The organism is Trichocoleus sp. AS-A1 (assembly GCF_039962015.1).
Classification (GTDB): domain Bacteria; phylum Cyanobacteriota; class Cyanobacteriia; order Cyanobacteriales; family FACHB-T130; genus FACHB-T130.
Map to the genome: position 1 here is coordinate 34,783 of NZ_JAMPKG010000027.1, position 20,089 is coordinate 54,871.

Annotated in this window: 17 protein-coding genes; 6 read left to right on the forward strand and 11 right to left on the reverse strand. The window is 46.9% G+C overall.

What is annotated here, in order from left to right:
• Positions 1-241 precede the first annotated feature (241 nt).
• The 3 genes from NC994_RS19615 (at position 242) to ggt (ending at position 7,516) form a co-directional block, all read left to right on the forward strand.
• The gene (locus NC994_RS19615) at positions 242-433 is read left to right on the forward strand and encodes a hypothetical protein (protein WP_190434817.1); all 192 of its coding nucleotides are present in this window, start codon (positions 242-244) and stop codon (positions 431-433) included.
• Complete coding sequence (locus NC994_RS19620; RefSeq protein WP_190434820.1) at positions 427-5,667, forward strand: PAS domain S-box protein; 5,241 nt, start codon at positions 427-429, stop codon at positions 5,665-5,667. The genes NC994_RS19615 and NC994_RS19620 overlap by 7 nt, the downstream gene beginning before the upstream one ends.
• A 103-nt stretch (positions 5,668-5,770) precedes the next feature.
• On the forward strand, positions 5,771-7,516 hold the full coding sequence (gene ggt / locus NC994_RS19625; RefSeq protein WP_190434822.1) for a gamma-glutamyltransferase: 1,746 nt from the start codon (positions 5,771-5,773) through the stop codon (positions 7,514-7,516).
• A 174-nt stretch (positions 7,517-7,690) separates the two neighbouring features.
• Here ggt and NC994_RS19630 read toward each other — a convergent pair whose 3' ends face one another.
• Both NC994_RS19630 and NC994_RS19635 read right to left on the reverse strand, forming a co-directional pair.
• Positions 7,691-8,497, reverse strand: a complete 807-nt coding sequence (locus NC994_RS19630) for an inositol monophosphatase family protein (RefSeq protein ID WP_190434825.1) — start codon at positions 8,495-8,497, stop codon at positions 7,691-7,693.
• Between the two features lie 73 nt (positions 8,498-8,570).
• On the reverse strand, positions 8,571-10,019 hold the full coding sequence (locus NC994_RS19635) for a BCD family MFS transporter (protein WP_190434828.1): 1,449 nt from the start codon (positions 10,017-10,019) through the stop codon (positions 8,571-8,573).
• Between the two features lie 114 nt (positions 10,020-10,133).
• On the opposite strand from NC994_RS19635, the gene NC994_RS19640 reads away from it, so the two are divergent.
• From NC994_RS19640 to NC994_RS19650, 3 genes are all read left to right on the forward strand, one after another.
• Positions 10,134-11,090: an aldo/keto reductase gene (locus NC994_RS19640; protein WP_190416082.1), complete on the forward strand. Its 957-nt coding sequence runs from the start codon at positions 10,134-10,136 to the stop codon at positions 11,088-11,090.
• Between the two features lie 258 nt (positions 11,091-11,348).
• Positions 11,349-11,612: a hypothetical protein gene (locus tag NC994_RS19645; protein WP_190434831.1), complete on the forward strand. Its 264-nt coding sequence runs from the start codon at positions 11,349-11,351 to the stop codon at positions 11,610-11,612.
• A gap of 203 nt (positions 11,613-11,815) precedes the next feature.
• Positions 11,816-12,859 carry a fatty acid desaturase gene (locus tag NC994_RS19650; RefSeq protein ID WP_190434834.1) on the forward strand — a complete coding sequence of 348 codons (1,044 nt, stop codon included), beginning with the start codon at positions 11,816-11,818 and terminating at the stop codon, positions 12,857-12,859.
• Between the two features lie 77 nt (positions 12,860-12,936).
• Here NC994_RS19650 and NC994_RS19655 read toward each other — a convergent pair whose 3' ends face one another.
• The 9 genes from NC994_RS19655 to NC994_RS19695 form a co-directional block, all read right to left on the reverse strand.
• Positions 12,937-13,323 carry a transposase family protein gene (locus NC994_RS19655; protein WP_242030595.1) on the reverse strand — a complete coding sequence of 129 codons (387 nt, stop codon included), beginning with the start codon at positions 13,321-13,323 and terminating at the stop codon, positions 12,937-12,939.
• Positions 13,324-13,331: 8 nt separating this feature from the next.
• Positions 13,332-13,766, reverse strand: coding sequence for a transposase family protein (locus tag NC994_RS19660; RefSeq protein WP_199299577.1), 435 nt, complete (start codon positions 13,764-13,766; stop codon positions 13,332-13,334).
• 144 nt (positions 13,767-13,910) lie between these two features.
• Positions 13,911-14,540 (reverse strand): YdcF family protein, encoded by a 630-nt coding sequence (locus tag NC994_RS19665; protein WP_190434840.1) that lies wholly within the window; start codon positions 14,538-14,540, stop codon positions 13,911-13,913.
• Entirely contained in the window at positions 14,506-15,387 is an 882-nt protein-coding gene (locus NC994_RS19670) for a glycosyltransferase family 2 protein (protein ID WP_199299578.1), read from the reverse strand. Before NC994_RS19670 ends, NC994_RS19665 begins: the two co-directional genes overlap by 35 nt.
• Complete coding sequence (locus NC994_RS19675; protein ID WP_190434843.1) at positions 15,354-16,010, reverse strand: class I SAM-dependent methyltransferase; 657 nt, start codon at positions 16,008-16,010, stop codon at positions 15,354-15,356. The genes NC994_RS19670 and NC994_RS19675 overlap by 34 nt, the downstream gene beginning before the upstream one ends.
• A 42-nt stretch (positions 16,011-16,052) precedes the next feature.
• Positions 16,053-17,222, reverse strand: coding sequence for a glycosyltransferase (locus tag NC994_RS19680; RefSeq protein ID WP_190434846.1), 1,170 nt, complete (start codon positions 17,220-17,222; stop codon positions 16,053-16,055).
• Positions 17,223-17,290: 68 nt separating this feature from the next.
• The gene (locus NC994_RS19685; protein WP_190434849.1) at positions 17,291-18,412 is read right to left on the reverse strand and encodes a glycosyltransferase; all 1,122 of its coding nucleotides are present in this window, start codon (positions 18,410-18,412) and stop codon (positions 17,291-17,293) included.
• Between the two features lies 1 nt (position 18,413).
• Entirely contained in the window at positions 18,414-19,136 is a 723-nt protein-coding gene (locus tag NC994_RS19690) for a class I SAM-dependent methyltransferase (protein ID WP_190434852.1), read from the reverse strand.
• 41 nt (positions 19,137-19,177) lie between these two features.
• Positions 19,178-20,074, reverse strand: a complete 897-nt coding sequence (locus NC994_RS19695) for a glycosyltransferase (RefSeq protein ID WP_190434855.1) — start codon at positions 20,072-20,074, stop codon at positions 19,178-19,180.
• Between the last annotated feature and the right edge of the window lie 15 nt (positions 20,075-20,089).

A 20,089-nucleotide genomic window follows, 5' to 3' on the forward strand; every position in this document is an offset into this window, starting at 1 on the left:
AATCCCCCGATAATTTTAGGAGACTTAATGCACAATGCGATTGAACCCTTGCAGTAATTGGAGCTTTCCCTAATTAAGGGATGAATGCATCGGGGGTAGCAAAGAGATGCTCCTAACCTTACAACCCAACCTCACAAAATTGTTACAGTATGGTGCAATATTGTGCAACAGCGTAGTTGGAGCCGATTTTTGTGTTTAACACTGGCATCATCAGTATTTTGCAATATAGAGGCGCTAGACCTTGACATCTGGCTATGATACGGATCGAGGAGCCATTAGGGTAGATGTGCGAACCAGCGAACTGACAAGTCAGCGCAACGCGATCGCGCTGGCGCGGGAGATTCGTTTTTCATTTTTTACATTAAGAATCGGTGTTGGCATTAGTGCGAAGCGCTCCAAATGCCGAACCCGCCAGGAGAACAGAATATGTTAAAAAAAATCAACCCTCGATTACGGCGCTACGGTGTTGCTGTACTCGCCGTTGCTAGTGCTGGGGTACTGACGCTGTGGTTATTGCCGCACATTCAGCCGCACATTTCCCCACTTTTTTTTGCTGCCGTGATGTTGAGTTCCTGGTACGGCGGCTCGAAACCGGGACTGTTAGCTACTGTTTTGTCTACTTTAACGATTTCTTATTTTTTTATCCCGCCGTTCCATTCAGTTTTGTTTGGTGGAGGGGACATCCTGCGAGTGGCGGTGTTTGGGTTGGTGGCATTATTTATTAGTTGGCTCAGCGCGGAATTAAAAGCTGCCAAGCATCGATCCGAGAAGAACATATTAAAAGTACGAGCCAGCGAGGAGCGGTATCGTAGCATCGTCGAGACGGCTAACGAGGGCATCTGGTTATTGGATGCCCAACTGCGGATAGAGTATGTCAATCAACGGTTAGCCGAGATGTTCGGTTACGGTGTAGAAGAGATGCTCGGTCGTCCAATTTTTGACTTCATGGATGAAGAGGCTCGTATTCAGTTAGAGCAATCTTTGGAGCGAGGAAAACAGGGTATCAACGAGCAGTTTGACTTCCGTTACCGCCGCAAAGACGGTTCGACGCTTTGGGCAATTGTCTCCACAAATCTTATTTTTCATGAAGGCGGTGTCAGCGACGCGAAAGGTGAAGCGATGCCGAAAGCGATCGCGATGTTAACTGATGTCACCGAGCGCAAAGCCGCTGAGGAAGAATTAAAACGATATCAACTTCTTTCTCAACACAGTCGTGACATTGTTTTATATATTCAGCTTGATGGTCAAATTATTGAAGCAAACCAAGCTGCTGTTAAGGCTTATGGTTACTCTAAATCAGAGTTGATTTCCCTAAAGATTAACGATTTACGAGCGCCACAAACTCGGGATTTAATCGCTCAGCAAATTGAACAAGCAGACAAAGAAGGGATTTTGTTTGAAACCATTCACTACCGCAAAGACGGGAGTTCCTTTCCGGTAGAAGTGAGTGCCCAAAGCCTAGTAATTGGCAATAAAAAAATAGTTTTAAGTATTATTCGAGACATTACTGAGCGCAAGCAAGCTGAAGCCTTGTTGCGGAACAGCGAAGAACGCTACCGCGCTTTTATTGAGCGGAGTTCAGAGGGAATTTGGCGATTTGAACTTGAGCAGCCGATTCCCATAGAAGTGACAGAAGATGAGCAGATTCAGCGTTTTTACCAACATGGATACTTAGCTGAATGCAATCGGGTCATGGCTCAAATGTATGGTTTTAGTAGTGTAGAAGAAATTATTGGAGTAAGATTAGAAGATTTTTTAATTCCCTCGGAGCCACATAATATTGAATATTTGCGGGCGTTTATTCAGTCTGGCTACCGACTCAGCGATGCAGAATCCTATGAGGTGGATAAAGAAGGAAATCCCAAATATTTCTTAAATAACCTCGTAGGAATTGTGGAAAATGGTTTTTTAGTACGAGCGTGGGGAACTCAACAGGACATTAGCGAAAGCCTGCGGCACGCTACGCTACGCAAACAAGCGGAAGAAAAATCTCGGCAACTTGCAAACGAGCTTCAAGAACAAGCCAGTACGCTGGATGCAATTCTTTCGGCATCTGTCGATCACATTTACATCTTCGATCGTGAAGGCCGCTACCAATATGTAAGCGCTGGCGGTGCCCAAGTGGTGGGATTCCAGCCAAGCGAGCTGGTAGGCAAAACTTGGCGAGATATCGGCTTGCCAGAAGAAATTATGAGCCGATTTGATGCTCACAGACAAGAAGTCATCTCTACCGGAGAACCGATCAGAAATGAGAACGAGTTCTTAGGTGCTAGCGGCTTGCAACACTACGAATATATCGTCGCCCCCCTGCACAATCAGGATAAAAGCATCAAGGGGATCGTGGTCATTTCCCGCGACATCACCCAGCGCAAGCAAGCTGAAGAGGCTCTGCGAGAAAGTGAAGCACGGGCGAGACGCTTGATTGAGTCAAATATTATCGGGGTCATCATTGCGGACTTTTCTGGCAATATCCTGGAGGCAAACGATGTCTTTTGTAACATCGTCGGTTATACACAGGAGGAAGTGCTATCCGGAAAAGCGAACTGGGCGGAAATGACGCCGCCAGAATATCGGCATTTAGATGTGCAGGCGATGGAGGAGATGCAGCAGACAGGCACCCATACGCCTTTCGAGAAAGAATACATCCGCAAAGACGGCACCAGGGTTCCCGTCCTAGTGGGGACAGGCTATCTGGGCGGAGCGAACAAAATCGGCGTGGGTTTTGCGATTGACTTAAGCGAAAGCCTGCGGCACGCTACGCTACGCAAACGCGCTGAGCAGGAATTGCGAATATCAGAAGCTCGCTTCCGAGCTTTGGTAGATCAGTCTCCATTGAGTACGCAAATTATGGCTCTCGACGGTCGGATTCTTCAGGTCAACCAGGCTTGGGAGAAACTTTGGGGAATCACGCTTGACCAACTTTCGGAATACAACCTGTTGCAGGATGAGCAATTAGTCGCTAAAGGCATCATGCCATACATTCAAAAGGCATTTGCTGGCGAGGCGACAGCCATGCCACCCATCATCTACTATGTTTCGGAGCTAGGAGATTTCCACAAGCAAGAACGCTGGACGCAGGCTTTCATCTATCCCGTAAAAGATGAAACCGGAAATATTCGCGAAGTGGTTTTGGTACACGAAGATATTACAGAGCGCGTCCGAGCCGAGGAAGCACTTCGAGAAAGCGAAGAACGATTCCGGAAATTTTTTGAAGAGGCACCCATTGGCATCTCCGTGGTTGACATAAACGGTCGCTTGGTCAAAATGAATAAAACCTACTGTGAGATGTTGGGATACCCAGAGCAAGAACTCAGTCAATTGACCTTTACAGAGATTACCCACCCCGAAGATGTTGAAAAAGATTGGCGCTATACAGAGCAATTATTCACAGGTGAACTAACTCGCTATCAAGTAGAAAAACGTTATATCAAGAAAAATGGGGAAATTTTATGGATTAATCTTACAGCTACGGCAATTTACGATCGAGAAGGGAACCCCTGCTATGGATTGGGCATGGTTGAAGACATCAGCGAACGGAAGCGAGCTGAGGAAGCGCTGCAAGCAACGAACCAAACTCTTGACAGCCTGATTCAAGCTTGTCCCCTGGGGATTACAGTTCTCAGTATTGATGATGGAACGGTAAAACTGTGGAATCCAGCAGATGAGCGGATCTTCGGCTGGAGCGAACAAGAGGTAGTCGGCTGTTTTCTTCCTAGCATCCTAGAAGATAAACGAGACGAGTTTATAGCACAACTTGATGCTATCGAGCAAGGCGGAACATTAACGGCTATAGAAACACGTCGCCGAAAGAAGGACGGTTCACTGGTTGATATCAGTGTCTGGGCGTGTCCGGTGCGTGACGCTCAGGGAAATCTTAGCTGTATGTCCATTGTTGCCGATATTAGCGATCGCAAGCAGTTAGAGCAAGAACGCAACCAACTTTTGCTCAACGAACAACAACGGGCGACCCAACTTCGAGGCTTGGCGGATGCTGCTTTAGCCATCAACTCTACACTCTCGATTGATGAGCGGTTGCAAGCGATCGCTGACCAAGCGCGTACCATCATCGGTGCCCACCAGTCACACGCCAAACTAAGTTTTAATCAAGACTGGGCGCAGTCTCTCAACGCCATCTCTGTGTCAGACAAATATGCAGCCAGGCGCGAATCCCCTGAAGAACTTGATGTGACGACGAGCATCTACTCGCTTGTCTGGCAGAGGAACCGCCCGATGCGGATGACGCAAGCTGAGCTGGAGGCACATCCGGCTTGGAAAGAATTTGACAAAACTGTTGATAATCTACCAATGCGAGGCTGGCTAGCTGCACCCCTGACGGGACACAACGGGAAAAATATCGGTTTGATTCAACTGTCGGATAAATACGAGGGTGAGTTCACCGAACAAGATGAAGCCATCTTCGTCCAACTGGCACAGATGGCTTCCGTCGCGGTTGAGAATGCACGCCTTTACCGGGAAGCCCAAGAAGCAAACCGCACCAAAGATGAGTTTTTAGCGACCCTTTCCCACGAACTGCGAACGCCGCTCAACGCCATGCTGGGATGGACTCAACTCCTGCGTACCCGGAAGTTTGACGCCGCCACTGCCGCCCGCGCCCTGGAAACCATCGACCGCAATACCAGGTCACTGTCTCAATTGATTGAGGATGTTCTAGATGTCTCGCGGATTATTACCGGCAAGTTGCGCCTAAATGTGCGTCCCATCGAACTTGTACCCGTGATTGAGGCGGCTATCGATACGGTGCTACCCGCAGCAGAAGCGAAAAACATTCAAATTGACTCTAGATGCGATCGCTCAGTCGGACTCATTTTGGGCGATTCCGCTCGTTTGCAGCAAGTCGTCTGGAATCTGCTTTCTAACGCCGTCAAGTTCACCCCCAAGGGAGGGCGGATCGAGGTACAACTTTCTGTAGGCAGGGGGAATGGGAACGAACAATTCCCGATTCCCAACTATGCCGAAATCAGAGTAACTGACACGGGACAAGGGATTAGTGCCGACTTTCTCCCTTATGTATTTGAACGCTTCCGTCAAGCCGATGGTACAACGACGCGATCGCATGGCGGACTCGGACTTGGACTTGCGATCGTGCGCCACCTCGTAGAATTGCAAGGGGGAACCGTCCGCGCCCAAAGCCCCGGACTTGGCTTAGGCGCAACCTTTATTGTGAATTTACCGCTCCGGAGGGAGGAAGCAGAAAACCGGAAAGATGAATTAGATTCTCACCTTCCTCCTTCCTCCGCCGACTTCGCTTCCTGTGCCGTAACGCTGGATGGCTTGCGAGTGCTAATTGTGGATGATGAACCCGACGCCCGCGAAGTGCTAACTGCCATCTTGGAGCAATACCACGCCCAAGTCACCGCTGTGACGAGTGCCCGCGAAGCACTGGAAGCCCTCCACCGCTTGCAGCCGGATATCTTGGTGAGCGATATTGGGATGCCGGAAGAAGATGGCTACGACCTGATTCGTCAAGTCAGGGCGCTGGATATACAAGGTAGAACAATTCCGGCTGTAGCGCTGACTGCCTACGCCAGAGCTGAAGACCGTATCAAGGCGCTCCAAGCAGGTTTCCAGGTACACATTTCTAAGCCAGTCAACCCCGTGGAGATAGCGACAGCGATCGCTAACCTCACCGGACGCACCCATTCTTAAATGGTGGTCAGGAAAAGGGATTGGTTTAAGAAAAAAAACAATCATCGCCAGTAGTAAGTGATATGTTAGGGGGCAATCGCGATCGCTCTGTTGCGCCACAATAATGCCTATTTCTCTAAGGTCTAAGCGTTTTTCCCTGGCACTGGTGACAGTTCTTGTCTCTGTCTCCGTGTCTTGGTGCGACAAAGCACCCGCAGCATTTGTACAGCCCCTCCGAAGCAAACGGGGGATGGTTGTCTCCGCCCACCGACTGGCAAGTGATGCCGGGTTGAGTATGTTACGCAAGGGAGGCAATGCAGTCGATGCAGCCGTGGCAACTGCTTTTGCCATTTCCGTTGTCGAGCCTTTTTCGGCTGGGATCGGCGGCGGGGGTTTTGCCCTGGTACGCTTGGAGAAAACTGGCGAAATCAAAGCGCTTGACTTCCGCGAACGCGCCCCCCTGAAGGCAACGCGGGATATGTACCTGGATGCAGCGGGGAAAGTGCGTCCCAATGCCAGTGTCAATGGATATTTGTCAGTAGCAGTGCCCGGAACGGTGGCGGGACTGTACGAACTCCATCGCCAGTATGGCAAACTTCCCTGGAAAGAAACGATCGCACCGGCGATTCGTTTTGCCAACGAAGGCTCTACGATCAACCCTACCTCGCGTTTTGCCCAAGTTGCGGGAAACCGCAAGGATGCCATTCTCAATAATCCCGCAGCCCGACAAATTTTTGCGCCGAACGGCACTTTGTTTGCACCGGGAGAGAAGCTGGTACAAAAAGATTTAGCCAAAACCTTACAAGCGATCGCCCTCAATCCTCAAGACTTCTATACTGGCGAGATTGCCCGCGCGATCGCGAGCGATATGGCAAAAAATGGGGGTTTGATTTCCCTTGAAGATTTAAAATCTTACAAAACGACTTGGCGTGCCCCCGTCTGCGGCAATTTCCGCGCTGCTCGGATTTGCTCGATGCCGCCGCCTTCGTCGGGAGGCGTTCACCTGCTGCAAATCTTAAATATTATTGGGGAAACTGACTTAAAATCCAAAGGATGGCACCACCCAGACTCCCTGCATCTAATGGTGGAAGCAATGCGGATCGCTTATGCAGATCGAGCCGTACATTTGGGCGATCCGGCTTTTGTGAAAGTCCCGGTTAATGCCTTGATTAATCCGGCATACGCCGCCAAAAGACGCCAGGAAATTAGTCTAGAACGGGCGCGATCTTCTACTGAGGTAAAGGCAGGGAATCAGGAGACGCTACAGGGCTTTGGCAAGCCCAAAGAATCGCAAGATACGTCTCATTTAACAGTAGTCGATGAGGATCGCAATACCGTCAGCCTCACGTTCACGATTAACTACGGGTTTGGATCGGGTGTGGTGGTGCCGGGAACGGGGATTCTGCTAAACGACGAGATGGACGATTTTGCCGCTGCACCGGGAGTCCCCAACGTTTTTGGCTTAGTGGGCGGTGAAGCGAATGCGATCGCTCCCGGCAAAATTCCCCTCTCCAGTATGACCCCAACGATCGTCACCGAAAATGGCAAGCTGCGGATGGCTGTCGGTGCGCCTGGGGGTAGCACGATCATTACTACCGTGATGCAAGTTGTCCTCAACGTCCTGGAATACGGCAGGGATGCTGGTGCCGCCGTTTCCGCCCCCCGTATCCATCATCAATGGCTTCCGGACAAGCTCAACGTGGAACCTTACGGCTTAGACGCCGCCACGCTTGCAGAACTGAGCCGTCGAGGGCACAAAATCGAAGAGCGATCGCCTTGGGGAAATGCGAACGCGATCGTCGTCACCCCTGAAGGCTTATTAGAAGGGGCTGCCGATCCTCGCGGGGAAGGTGCCCCAAGCGGTTATTAGAGAGGACTGAGGACTGAGGGCTGAGGGCTGAGGGCTGAGGGCTGAGGGCTGAGGACTGAGGACTGAGAGAAAAAGAGTGAGGGCTGAGGAGTCAGGGAAGAGGGCTGAGGGAAGAGGATTGATTTCAACCACCCTCAGCCAGATGTAAGAAGCTTTCCTTAAAGAGCGGCAGTGTCAATTGTTATTGCCCAAAAATTGCACTAAAGGTTGAAAAGTTGGGACGAGTTCGGGACGACTCACGACTAAAGTGGGGAAAGAAATACTGCCATAATTCACTCCTTTTTGCAAAGGAAACACAGGTTTTGAATTCAGCGGTATCCAAACCCCACCCGCCGCCTGCAAAATTGCCCAAACTGCTGCAATATCCCAAACTTTGGGGGTAGATTCAACCCCGCCCAAGCTGGTACCGGAAGCAACTGCCAGGAAATTGTAGGTGGTGACGCCTAGCATCCGGATTTTGCAGGGGAAAGGTTTCTGCAAAATAGAGGTACTTCTGGCACACACGCAGAAGAAGTGACTATTACTCGGAGCATCTGGACTAGTGTGAATCGGGCGATTATTTAAAAAAGCACCATTTTCACCGCCTTCACCGTGCCAAAAGCCGTGAAAAGATTGTCTGGTGGGGGGAAAATACACGTACCCGAATACCGGAGTGCCTTGATAAAGCAACCCCATTGAAATTCCCCAGATTGGAATTCCCCGCGTGAAATTGGTGGTGCCATCAACCGGATCGATCACCCAGCACCATTCGGAACCGAAAAAGGTATGTTCTGCCTCTTCACTCAAAACATCGTGGCTGGGGAATGTGCGCGCGATCGCTTCTCGAATTTCTCGATCCGCCCACTTATCTGCCTGCGTTACCAAACTCCCATCTGCTTTATGTTCTGCCTGGATCTGTCCAAAATCTTGCAGCAGTTGCTCACCGAGTCTAACAGTCGTCTCTTGTGCAAAGCTGAGAACCTTCTCCCAAAAATCTGTCATCTGCGTTCGTGGTTCGGGGTTGATGGCTAATGGCAATACAATTCACCATTAGCGATGATCTATTCGCAATTCGTTAGTCTAATTCACCTTCCAGGACAGTTGCGATCGCTTTCTTGGCATCTGTGCGAAATTCTGCCACATTTACTCGACTGAGGAACCAAACCGCTAGCACCATCCCCACGGATTGCAGCGCAAAGACCAATCCATAAGAAAGTACCGGGTTTGCAAATAGCTTTTTCCCCACATCCAAAACAGCACCCCCCGTTACGGTTGCTAGTGCCCGTGCCATTGCCTGCGCCAATCCCCAAGCACCGATAAACGTACCTGCCGTTTCCGCTGCTGTCAGATCCAGCATTAAGCTAATCGCGCCAGTGGTTGTGACACCAGAGGCAAGACCAAACAAGAATAACGCACCCTGCAATAACTTTTGATTTTGGCTAAATCCTGACAGGATAATCAACACAAAACAAGCGGCTACTAACAAACAGCCTAGCTTAGCGGTTTTTTGCTTACCTAGGCGCGGCACAATCAAAAAACCAGTGCTGCTAATTCCAATCAGGGTGCCCAGTCCCCAGTAAGCATTCAGCTTGGTTGTTTCCGAAACTGGCATTCGGAAAACCTCGCCCCCATAAGGTTCTAAGACTGCTTCCTGCATAAACAAACTAATCGTCATCACCAGCAAAAACGTAAAAAAGATTCCCGTTTGCCGGTTAGCGGTTAACACTCGCAATGCCTTACCCAAGGTAATGCTATCTTCTCGCTCTACTAAAGTGGAACGAGAGGTATAGCGGGAATATTTTTTCTCGACGCCCACCGTCGCCAGCAATGCCAGACCCACCACGGTCGCCGGTACAATCATAAACAAGCGGTCGATCGAGGCTTGCAATGCTGATAGGGGTGCGTCTGTGCCGACTTGCTTGAGCAAACTGCTGCCGAGAATTGCCCCGATAACAATTCCCACCATCAACATAGACCAGACAATCCCGACGAGTTTAGAACGATTATCTTCATCGGAAACATCCACCAACATCGCGGCAAAGGGAGTCGAACTCATACTCAGCGCCACGCCATAAAACACGAAGACAAGTGCCAGCAAACCAGTCCAGCCGTAGGTTTGGGTTGTCCACGACCAACCCCCGGCAGCTTGCACCACATTGCCCAGCCGCCACATTACTTGTACGGCGAGGAAGGATGCGATCGCAAACAGTGTTGCACCTATCCACACATAACCCGTGCGGTGATACCCCAATATCGGCTTTGCATCCGACATTTGCCCAAACCACACTCGCACTGGGGCAACAAACTGGTGCATCGCCAAGGCACCCGCTGCAATTGTGGCAGGAATTGCTAACTCCCCAATCATGACTCTGTTGAGGATGCCCAGCGCCAAAACGGACATCATCCCCAATCCCATCTGAAATAAGCCGAGTCGGAACATGGTGAATAAATTCACCTTGGGAGGAAATGACTCGCGGGGTTTCGAGTCTTCTGGTTGCAAATTTGATATATCACCTGTTGCCATCTTTTTTTAAAAGCAAATGAAAGCATCTTTTGCTGTTTTCATTTCACCATACTCATCTGCGACTGTCTGCGACGTTAAACTGAAAAATATAAAGTTTTGTAAAGAGTAGAAATTTTGAGCCTACAAACGATTACTTTAGGACGCGATGGTCCCACAGTCACCCAACTCGGTATCGGCACTTGGGCTTGGGGGGACAAGCTGTTTTGGAATTATGGCAGCGATTACGGGGAAGCCCAACTACGAGAAGCCTTTGAAGCCACGCTAAATTCCGGCATTACCTTTTTTGACACTGCTGAGATTTACGGGTTCGGAGAGTCAGAGTCACTTTTGGGAAAATTCATGCAAGAAACTGGGTGTCCTGCCCAAATTGCTACCAAATACGGCCCTGCCCCTTGGCGATTCACGGCTCAATCTGTCTCAGATGCTTTAACAGAAAGTTTAAAACGTCTGCGGGTCGAGCAAGTCGCCCTTTATCAAGTGCATTGGCCTTTTACCTTCTTAATGAGTCAAGAGACGCTGATGAATGCTCTAGCCGATGAGGTGAAGCGAGGCAGAATTGCGACAGTCGGCGTCAGCAATTATTCAGCCGAACAAATGAAAGAAGCCCACCAACTGCTGGCAGCCAGGGGTGTGCCTTTAGCGGTGAACCAAGTACGCTATTCTCTGCTAACGCGACAAATCGAAACCAACGGCATTCTAGACACAGCGCGGCAACTGGGGGTGACAATCCTGGCTTACAGCCCTCTTGCACAAGGGTTACTCACTGGTAAGTACACCGTTGAGAAGTACCAGGAACCGACGGGTGCCCGCCGATTTGACTCTCGCTTCAGCCGCAGTGGCTTGGAGAAAATCTCCCCGGTGACATCCTTGCTGAGTCAGTTAGGGGAAAAGTATCAAAAAACCCCCGCTCAGGTTGCCCTCAATTGGTTAATCGCTCAGAACGATGTGATTGCGATTCCAGGCGCAAAGACAGCCGAACAGGCGCGGCAGAATGCCGGGGCGCTCGGTTGGGAATTGAGCAGCGAGGAAGTTGCCCAATTGGAACAGGTGAGTCGTCCTTGGCGAAATTAAACCGATTTTAAATTTGGTTCGCAATCGAGGCGGTGCCTCGATTGTGTCCATTATTGAAGGAACGACGCGAGCCGTATTCGACCCGTAGGCGCAGCCTGCGTCCGCCAGAGCGACAAAGGTAGCAGTACCGACCTAACTTCTACAGAACACAGCATTTTTTTAGCCAATTAGAAAAGCGACACATAAAATTTAACTTAGTTACCACTTCAGGCTAAAATTACTGGATGGTGTGAGTACACAGAAATATCTGTTTAGCTGATGTCCACTCGTTCATCTACACTGACCCGTCCGCAAGACTCTGTTGGCAATTCCGAGCCGCTGAGCAATCTTTTGACAGCCCCAACTGGTGACAAGCATCTGAAGCCTGTGACCAAAGCTGTCTATCAAGCCGACCAGCAAGTTAAGTTCCTGCATTTGCAGGCGGAAGTTGAAATTCTCTTGCAACAGCTGCAAACAATCAAACAGCAGCGGTTAGCATCGGATCGCGAGATGGCGGCGACACCCAGCACCGCTAACCCGTAAGGTTCGTAGGAAGAGGCTTTTATCCCTAGAAATGCTGTTTGTAACTCTATCGGCAACTCTTCGGTGCTAGCTTCGTTTGCCCGAAGTTATAAATCATTCGCCGATCAAAAATACTGCCTGCCACAAATCTGTATCGGGCAGTATTTTTGTGCGCGTATAAACGCACTGCACTCAACGAAAACCACGAGAACTTGAATCTCTGCATGACATCGACCATCCCAGCAACGCTCCCGAACTCGGATGCAACCACTGACAGCCTGCACCTAAGAGACATTTTGAGAAGTCTACCGCGTGAGGTTTTTACCAAGAATCGCCGCAAAGCTTGGCTCACAGCGCTGATTAACGTTTTAATGGTTGGCTTGGGCTACTGGGGTTTAGCGATCGCTCCCTGGTTTCTTTTACCTCCCCTCTGGATTTTTATTGGCACTGCGTTGACTGGTTTTTTTGTCATTGCCCATGACTGCGGACATCGCTCCTTTGCCAATCGGCGCTGGGTGAACAATTTGGTAGGACAGTTATTCATGCTGCCGCTAATTTACCCTTTCCACAGTTGGCGGATTCTGCACAATTACCATCATGCCCACACCAATAAACTCAATGAAGACAATGCTTGGGAACCCTTTCAACCAGAGTTTTATAACAGTTTAGAAAGCTTGGGACAGTGGGGCTATCGCTTACTGCGGGGTCGATTTTGGTGGGTGGCTTCGATTGTCCACTGGGGTGCTATGCATTTTAGTTGGTGGCAATTTAAAGGTAAAGACCGCCAGAAAGTGAAATTATCGGCGCTAGTCGTGTTGGGATTTGCCAGTGTAGCCTTCCCCTTATTAATTACCACACTCGGCATCTGGGGGTTTGTCAAATTTTGGCTTCTACCCTGGCTGGTGTACCACTTCTGGATGAGTACCTTTACCTTGGTTCACCACACAGCGCCGGAAATTCCCTTCACTCCTGCTGAGCAATGGAATGAAGCTCAAGCGCAACTGTTTGGAACCGTCCATTGCGATTATCCGCGCTGGGTAGAATTTCTCTGCCACGACATCAACGTTCACATTCCCCACCATATTTCTACCGCAATTCCCTCCTATAACTTGCGACTAGCTCATCGCAGTATCCAAGAAAAGTGGGGAGACTCAATTCGTGAATGTCGCTTCTCTTGGTCTTTGATGAAGCAGATTACAGATGAATGTCACCTGTACAATCCCGAAGACTCTTACTATCAGTCTTTTAAGGACTATCACGCTCAATAATCAGTAGGGGCGGGTTTTAAATCCGCTCTTACTGATATGAGAATTTATTGACCCATACAATAGACCTCCTGCATGAATCATGAAGGGTGTGCCAGTTCATAGTTGAGTAGCCCAGCAATTAGGTTTAAGCGCAGGCCAAACCGTTTTCTGCGGTTGCGATACCGACCTGAGAAAATGCGGAATATCTTGAAGCGACGAATCACATGCTCCACTTTGACTCGTAGCCGAGCTAAAGCCCGATTATGCTGCTTTTCCTCTTCAACTAAAGGTTGCTGGCGTCGCTTCTTGGCGGGGGTACAAGCGCCAGCATGACGTCTGGCAAATCCTTGGTATCCTCGGTCAGCTAAACACAACTGGGATGAGACAAACGGCAAGCGACTGCGCTTGAGCAGCTTGAAGTCATGGGTTCTACCCGTATCGACAGCCGTACAAATGATTTGTTCGCTTTCAAACTCCACTACCAACTGTGCTTTTAGCGTATGGCAATGCTGCTTACCGCTGTAGTAGCGTTTCTGTTTTTTTGGGGACGTTCAATCTCTACCTCGCCGACATCGACCACCATTACCTTCCACTCCCATCCGGGCTGATACAACTGACGCTGACTCGGAAGGCGAAACTTGCCGCTCTTAACCAGCAGGTCTTCCACTTTTCTCACAATTCGTCCGACTGTGGTTTCGTGCAATCCCCAACTCACGCCGATGTGAAACTGACTACGATACTCTCGCCAGTATGCCAAGGCCACTAATACGTGGTCTTCGACACTTAGTTTCGCTTGCCCACCCCGTCGTCCTTGCCGATCTAAGTGCGGACGTACCACCTCGACCATCTCGCGGAAAGTCCCCCGGCTCACTCCACACCAGCGCTTGAACTCAGTCTTTGATAGATGCTCTAACTCCCGATATTGCATTGCTGCAACTGAATATTTGTTCCTATCCAAAATCTAGCGTGCTTTGCTTCCCTACGATCATCAACTGTCACACGCTTTCCTATTCATGCAGGAGGTCTAATACAGGCTTAATCTATTTAGAACTATCAAAAGTAAATATTAAAATTATTTGATGTTTAATTTTGGATTATTCAGACTAGCACCAGTGTGACCAGTAAAAATCCAAAACAGCGCCCGTCCAAAGTCGCGGAGGATGTGGAGCCAGGATTCGGGGGGTTGATTGGAGGGAATGGAGACAGGGGTGAAAGCAATACCTCGACTACCCAGAACGAGGGTAGCGATCGCAATAGCGCGACGCATATGAAAGTCAGAAGTAATCAAATAGAGATGCTGAATATTTAAACTTTTAAAGTCAGCCACCAGAGAGGTAAAGTTAGTTACCGTATCAACCGCACGCCGGTCGAGATGTACTCGTTCATCTGGAATGCCAGCGTCTCGAAAAAACTCACGAGCTTTGTCAGGGCGCGTACCGGAAGAAACCCAGATTTCCAGGGAAGAATGAGTTTGGGCAAATTGGGCAGTGAACTTTTCTCTGGCTGGACCACCGCCGAGGGTGAAGATAGCCTGAGGTATCGGTGTTTGAGAGAAAGCGATCGCTATTCGCACGGGAATAATCCCAATCGGCAGGACGATCAGCGCTGAGATTGCTAAACACAAAAAACGGTACTTTTTACGTTTGTGCTGAAATAGCGGTATACTTTCAGCTAAGAGCCGATCGCTTCTTTTGTTCTTCATAAATTTTGGCATCGACTAAGAAGCGATACCAAAAGCCTTGTAAAAAATGGAAGATTAAACCTTCTACGCCATCTAGAAAACCTAAGCCGATAATGTATCGCATGAAGAAGTAGACAAAGGCGCGGAGGAAAAGAGGCGATCGCGTGTAGAGGTTTTTTTTGATCCAGCGTCGCCCAATAGCTTGAGAATATTGACTGCTTTTTAACAAATCGTCTTCTTTTTCTGCTACTAAGCTCACCATATCTTTCACTTCCCGATCTGCATAGCGGTTGTGCTTGTCTATCCAGAAGCTCAAGCCTTTTTTGTTTTCGTCAATGATATCGTCCTTAAATTTAGCAATTTTCCCCTGTTTAAGAACAATATGTTCATCCATCCATCGCTGTTCGCAAACGCCAAAATCTGTGCGCCAAATTCGCAGTAACCAAGTCGGATAATAACCGCCATGACGTATCCAACGCCCCATGAAAAACACGCGGCGTTTCACTTGATAGCCAGTTATTTTCTCCTCTGTATAAGGTAAGATTTGTTTTAATTCTTCAACTAACTCTGGCGTTAATCGCTCATCAGCATCGAGGCGCATAATCCAGGGAGTTTTGATAGGTAAATTCTCTATAGCCCAGTTGATTTGAGCTGCATGATTCTCAAAAGGATGCTCGAAGACTTGACAACCTGATTCTCTAGCGATTTCCACTGTGCGATCGCTACTTCCAGCATCAACTACAAAAACTTCTGCACCTAGATTTTGCAGACTAGCCAAACACTTAGGGAGGTTTGCCTCTTCATCCTTTGTTAAGATAATTACAGAAAGCAGCATCAAGTTTCTTGCCGCATCGGAGAACAGGAACACAACATTGATTTCCAAACGTAGGGAAATCTACCAGCAAACTTGAAATGAATATCTGTATACCCTTCTGACTTCAATAATTCAGTCAAAGTTTTTACGGAAAAAAATTTAATATGACCCCCATCCCAAAGAACATGAAAGTGCTTATCCATTCTGCCTGAAAGAGAAAGCACAATATTTTTTATATAGCCGTGATAAGGTGTAGTCAAAATTAAAGTTCCATTGGGTTTAAGACATTTGTTAGCTGCTTTTACTAACTCTCTAGGGTATAGAAGATGCTCAATTACTTCCACCGATATAACTATATCAAAAGAATTTTCTAATTCAGCATAAGGTAAATCGTAAATACTAGCTTGGATAAAATGACAATCTGAAAAGTTATGTTGAGCTATGGAAAAGCCCTGCTCGGATTCCTCGACCCCCACAACTTCATACCCTTTCTGGGCGATCGCATGACTGAGGCTTCCATTTCCTGCACCTAAATCCAGAATCCGAAGCTTTTTTTTATCATCAGTATTCTTATTATTTTGAATTATTGATAGCAGTGGAGGCATCAAAAAGCCATGGGCATTAGTTAAATTACTATCTTGATAAGGATATTGATAGCGTTGTAAAATTGTTGCCATAAATTTATTAGAACTACTCATTGAAGGAAAGAGATTGGCTGCTTACTTAAGAATAGAGGTGTAAATTTCAATCATCTTGGTCGCTACAGGACTCCACGTGTACTGCTCAAGAACCAGTTTTCGGGCACGTTGACCCATTTGTTGAGCTTCTTGTGGATGGTGCAGGCAGTGTTCAATAGCAGACGCGATCGCTTCCACATCCAGTTCTGCTACATAACCAAGTTGATACTGTTCTACTACAGAAGCGAGAGCAACGCCAGAGGTGGCGAGAACTGGCTTCCCCGCTGCCATTGCTTCTAAAACCGCAATGCCAAAATTTTCCGAGTAGGAAGTCAGCGCAAATAAATCCGCGCCTTGCAGCAACAAGTCTTTTATTTCACCGGAGACGAAGCCAGCGCGATAAGTGCGATCGCAAATGCCAGCCGTGGCTAAGAGATCATCAATAGTATGCTCGTACTCAGGAGAACCGCTTCCTGCCAATACGAAGGTAAAGCGTTGATCTGCCAGTTGCCCCAAGGCGGGAATAAGATAGTCTAAACCCTTCTTGGCGTGGAGACGAGACAAGAACAAGATGACTGGTTCATCCTCCGGAACCTGAAGCAATTGCCGCAGTCGATAGTGAGCTTCTGGAATGGGATCTGCTGTGAACAAGCCATTGTGCAGAACAAAACTGGGTGCCTTCAGACTCAGTTTAGAGGTTTCTTGCTCCTCCTGCTGGGAAGTAAAATGAAGGGTTTTGCTGTCATTAAGGTTAGCCCACTGTATCAAGGTAAGGAAAATTTGTTTTTTGAAGGCACCCTGTTGCAAAGGCCATTCACAAAGTTGACCCTGAGGTTGAAAAATGTAGGGAATGCCTTTAATGCGAGCTATCACCATTGCCACCGTAGATGGATATGAAAAAGTGCCACGGATGTGCAAAATATCGTATGAAGAAATATGCCGCCAAAGCCAAGCAGTTAGTTGACTGGAAAACGCAAATTCCCTTACAGCATTAATAGGTGGAGAAAACCTAGGGAAAAACCAAACCGGAACTTGTTCGTACTCAACGGACTCCCCTAATGGGACATCTAATAACGCACAGCCGTTGTCATTTGTCGTAACAATCTCAGTCTCTACTCCATGCTCTCGCAATGCCTTAACCAGTTCCAAAACTACCAGACTAGCTCCACCTCGCACTGGAGCGATTGAGGGAATGATATGGAGAACTTTCACTTTTCTCAACTCCAGGCAAAAGCTTTTAAAGTGGAATATTATACTACATACAATTTAGTACGTGGAAGCTAATTATGCACTAGCGCAGATTCAACAGCTTGCATCAAACTTTCTGCAAAATAGATTGGAGAAAAGTTTTGAATATGTTCAAACGATGCTGCTCCCATTACTTTTAAATCTACTGTTTTTGAACTTATTTTTCTCATTAGCTCAGTCAGTTGCTCCGGCTTTTCAGGGGCAAACCCAAAACCGTTCTTACCCTCAATAACTAAATCCTCAAAACAACCGCAGCGCTTGGAAACTAAGACCGGCAACCCTGCTGCCATTGCTTCGTTTACGACAAGTCCCCAAGTATCCTTAATACTGGCATGAACAAAGCAGCTGGCATGGGCTAAGTAAGGAAGCAATTCATTCTGCTGAAGAAAGCCTGGTAAATGGACAACGTTTTGTAAAGCTAATTCAGCAATATACTGTTCAATTTGGCAGCGAAGTTGACCGTCCCCACACAGGACTAAATCCCAGGCACGAGAATCGGCTTTCTGGTAATAGGCTGCATAAGATGAGATCAATCCAAAAATATTTTTCTCAGGTATAAAACGATTGACGGCCAGAAAATAAGGTTTTTCAACAGGTCTCGGAAGACATTTAATCTTTTGAGGAGAAAATATTTCATTAGCTACTACGTCATACCCCAAGAAAATAGTATTGGGAGCCATGCCTAATTTAACTAAGTAACTCTTGTGTGTTTGTCCAGCTACTAATGCCGCTTTATACCCTTTAAGTATCCAGCTTTTAAGTGTTTCCCGCCACCAACTACGAGGTGCATCATCTTCCTTAGAGTCAGATAGCAAGATAGCGATTTTTCCATGCCAGAGGCACCACAGTAAAGCTAAAAGCATAGTAGGTCTGGCGTACCCTGCGATTGCTAAAGCATCAGGAGAAACCTCTGATAGAACCGTAAAAAATCGTTGTATAAGCCGAACAAACTTAATTTGCTCAAGTTGTTGGTCCGGAAATATAGAGACAACATTAGTTTTATTTTCAGGTCTCCAAGCATAAGCAGCCTGGGAACACGCTAATTCTAAGCCAACTACATTCCAGTTTGATTGCCTATAGACTTGTTGACAGCCTTCCAGGCGAGCTACATGGTAGGGGCCATAGTTAGTGAAAAGTATAGCTAAAGTAGGCATTTTATTTTCCTTCTTCGGTATGTTTTCTCCCAACCAGGCAGATAGCACTAGAAAATAAAGGTGGGTATATATTATGAAAACGCCCTAGTCTTCCAAAACCCAAAGATTCAGTTGGCTCTATATCGTATCGTCGATACAACTTAGCCAAAGACGAAAACGTGAAATAGTGCAAATGACCTCCATCAAAAAGGTCTTTAGGCTTTACATTCAAACCTTCATCAGTGCCTCCAGTGGATGGAAATCGACCTATTAACAAGAGTAATCGGCGACGTAGTTCCGCAATATTGGGAGTACAGGTTACTAGCCTTCCATTAGTAGCCAGTAATCTTTTTATTTCAGCCATTGCTGACCATAAATCTACAATATGCTCTATGACATCTGCCCATACTATAACATCGAAGAAACCTTCTGAGAATTCTAATTTATCCTCAATGTTGCCAACAAGTATATTGTCTTTTAAGCCATTTCTCATCAATTCTTTTTTGACTTTTTCAGCCCGAATTGGCGAAATTTCTAATCCATAAAGTTCATCAAAACGATTTTTAAGATTATAAAGAACATTTCCTCCACCACATCCTATTTCTAAAACTCGATGACCGGAACCGGCTAAACTTACCAGTGCCTCATTTCTATGTCGAGGAAAACGTTTTGGCATATCCGAGAAAGATAGTTTTTCATCAGCATAAACATTATTATTTGCATTGACAACTGTATTTATGTTCATTGATTTTCCCTATCAACAACTTCGATTATATCTATATATATTTAGCTTTTTAAACTATTTTGAGGTTCAACTGGAACAGGCAAACTCTTATAAGTAGAATATTGAGTCCAAGACATCGGTGTGCGGTCTTTCCAATAGATTGCTACAGAAATTATTCCATTTATCCAACCTAGAGTAGTGTGCAAAATCAACTTTGGATACCGTAAATTTTTCGTTACTAAAAGTGGATAGATGGCAATTGCATTCCTAACCCCAACTAGAAACGGCTTGTTTAAAAGATTGTATAAAACAATATTTCTAACTTGGTAAAAAGCTATTTTATCAGGCAATCGAGATGTAGAAGTGCGGCGATGATGCACAACTATACTAGGAAATGTATGGATTTCATACCCTTTTCGCCAAGCTCGTTGGCAAAAATCACTTTCTTCGGCCATTTGGAAGAAATACTCGCGATAACCACCTAGCTCAAGGAAGGTAGAGCAGCGTAGGATATGTCCGCATCCTGTATAGGTTTTTACTATATGAATTTCTGGTTTTATATTTTGAGCCTTTGGTTGATTAATTTCAATATTTGCAAACTCTAACGCTACTACAAGTGGATACCGTTCTAGATACTTAATAGAATTTTCTAAAGGTGGCTCATCTGCAAAACAAGAGTCGTCATCAAGGCTGATTAAGTATGCAGTTTTAGCCATTTCAATTATCCGATTTCGGTTAACAACCAATCCCTTACTTTGCTTATTCCTAATAAGTGTCAACTTTTTAAATTGACTTAAAGTTTTTGCTAATGTATCAACAGGCTCATCAGAAGCATCATCAAAAATAATTATGGGTAACTCATTTAACTTAAACGCCACTAACCTATTAAGAGTTTCATCAAGTTCGCAACTTCGATTTTTTGTAGTTATTCCAATGGTTACTGAATCAGCTAGATTCATTTCTTCGTTTATTCC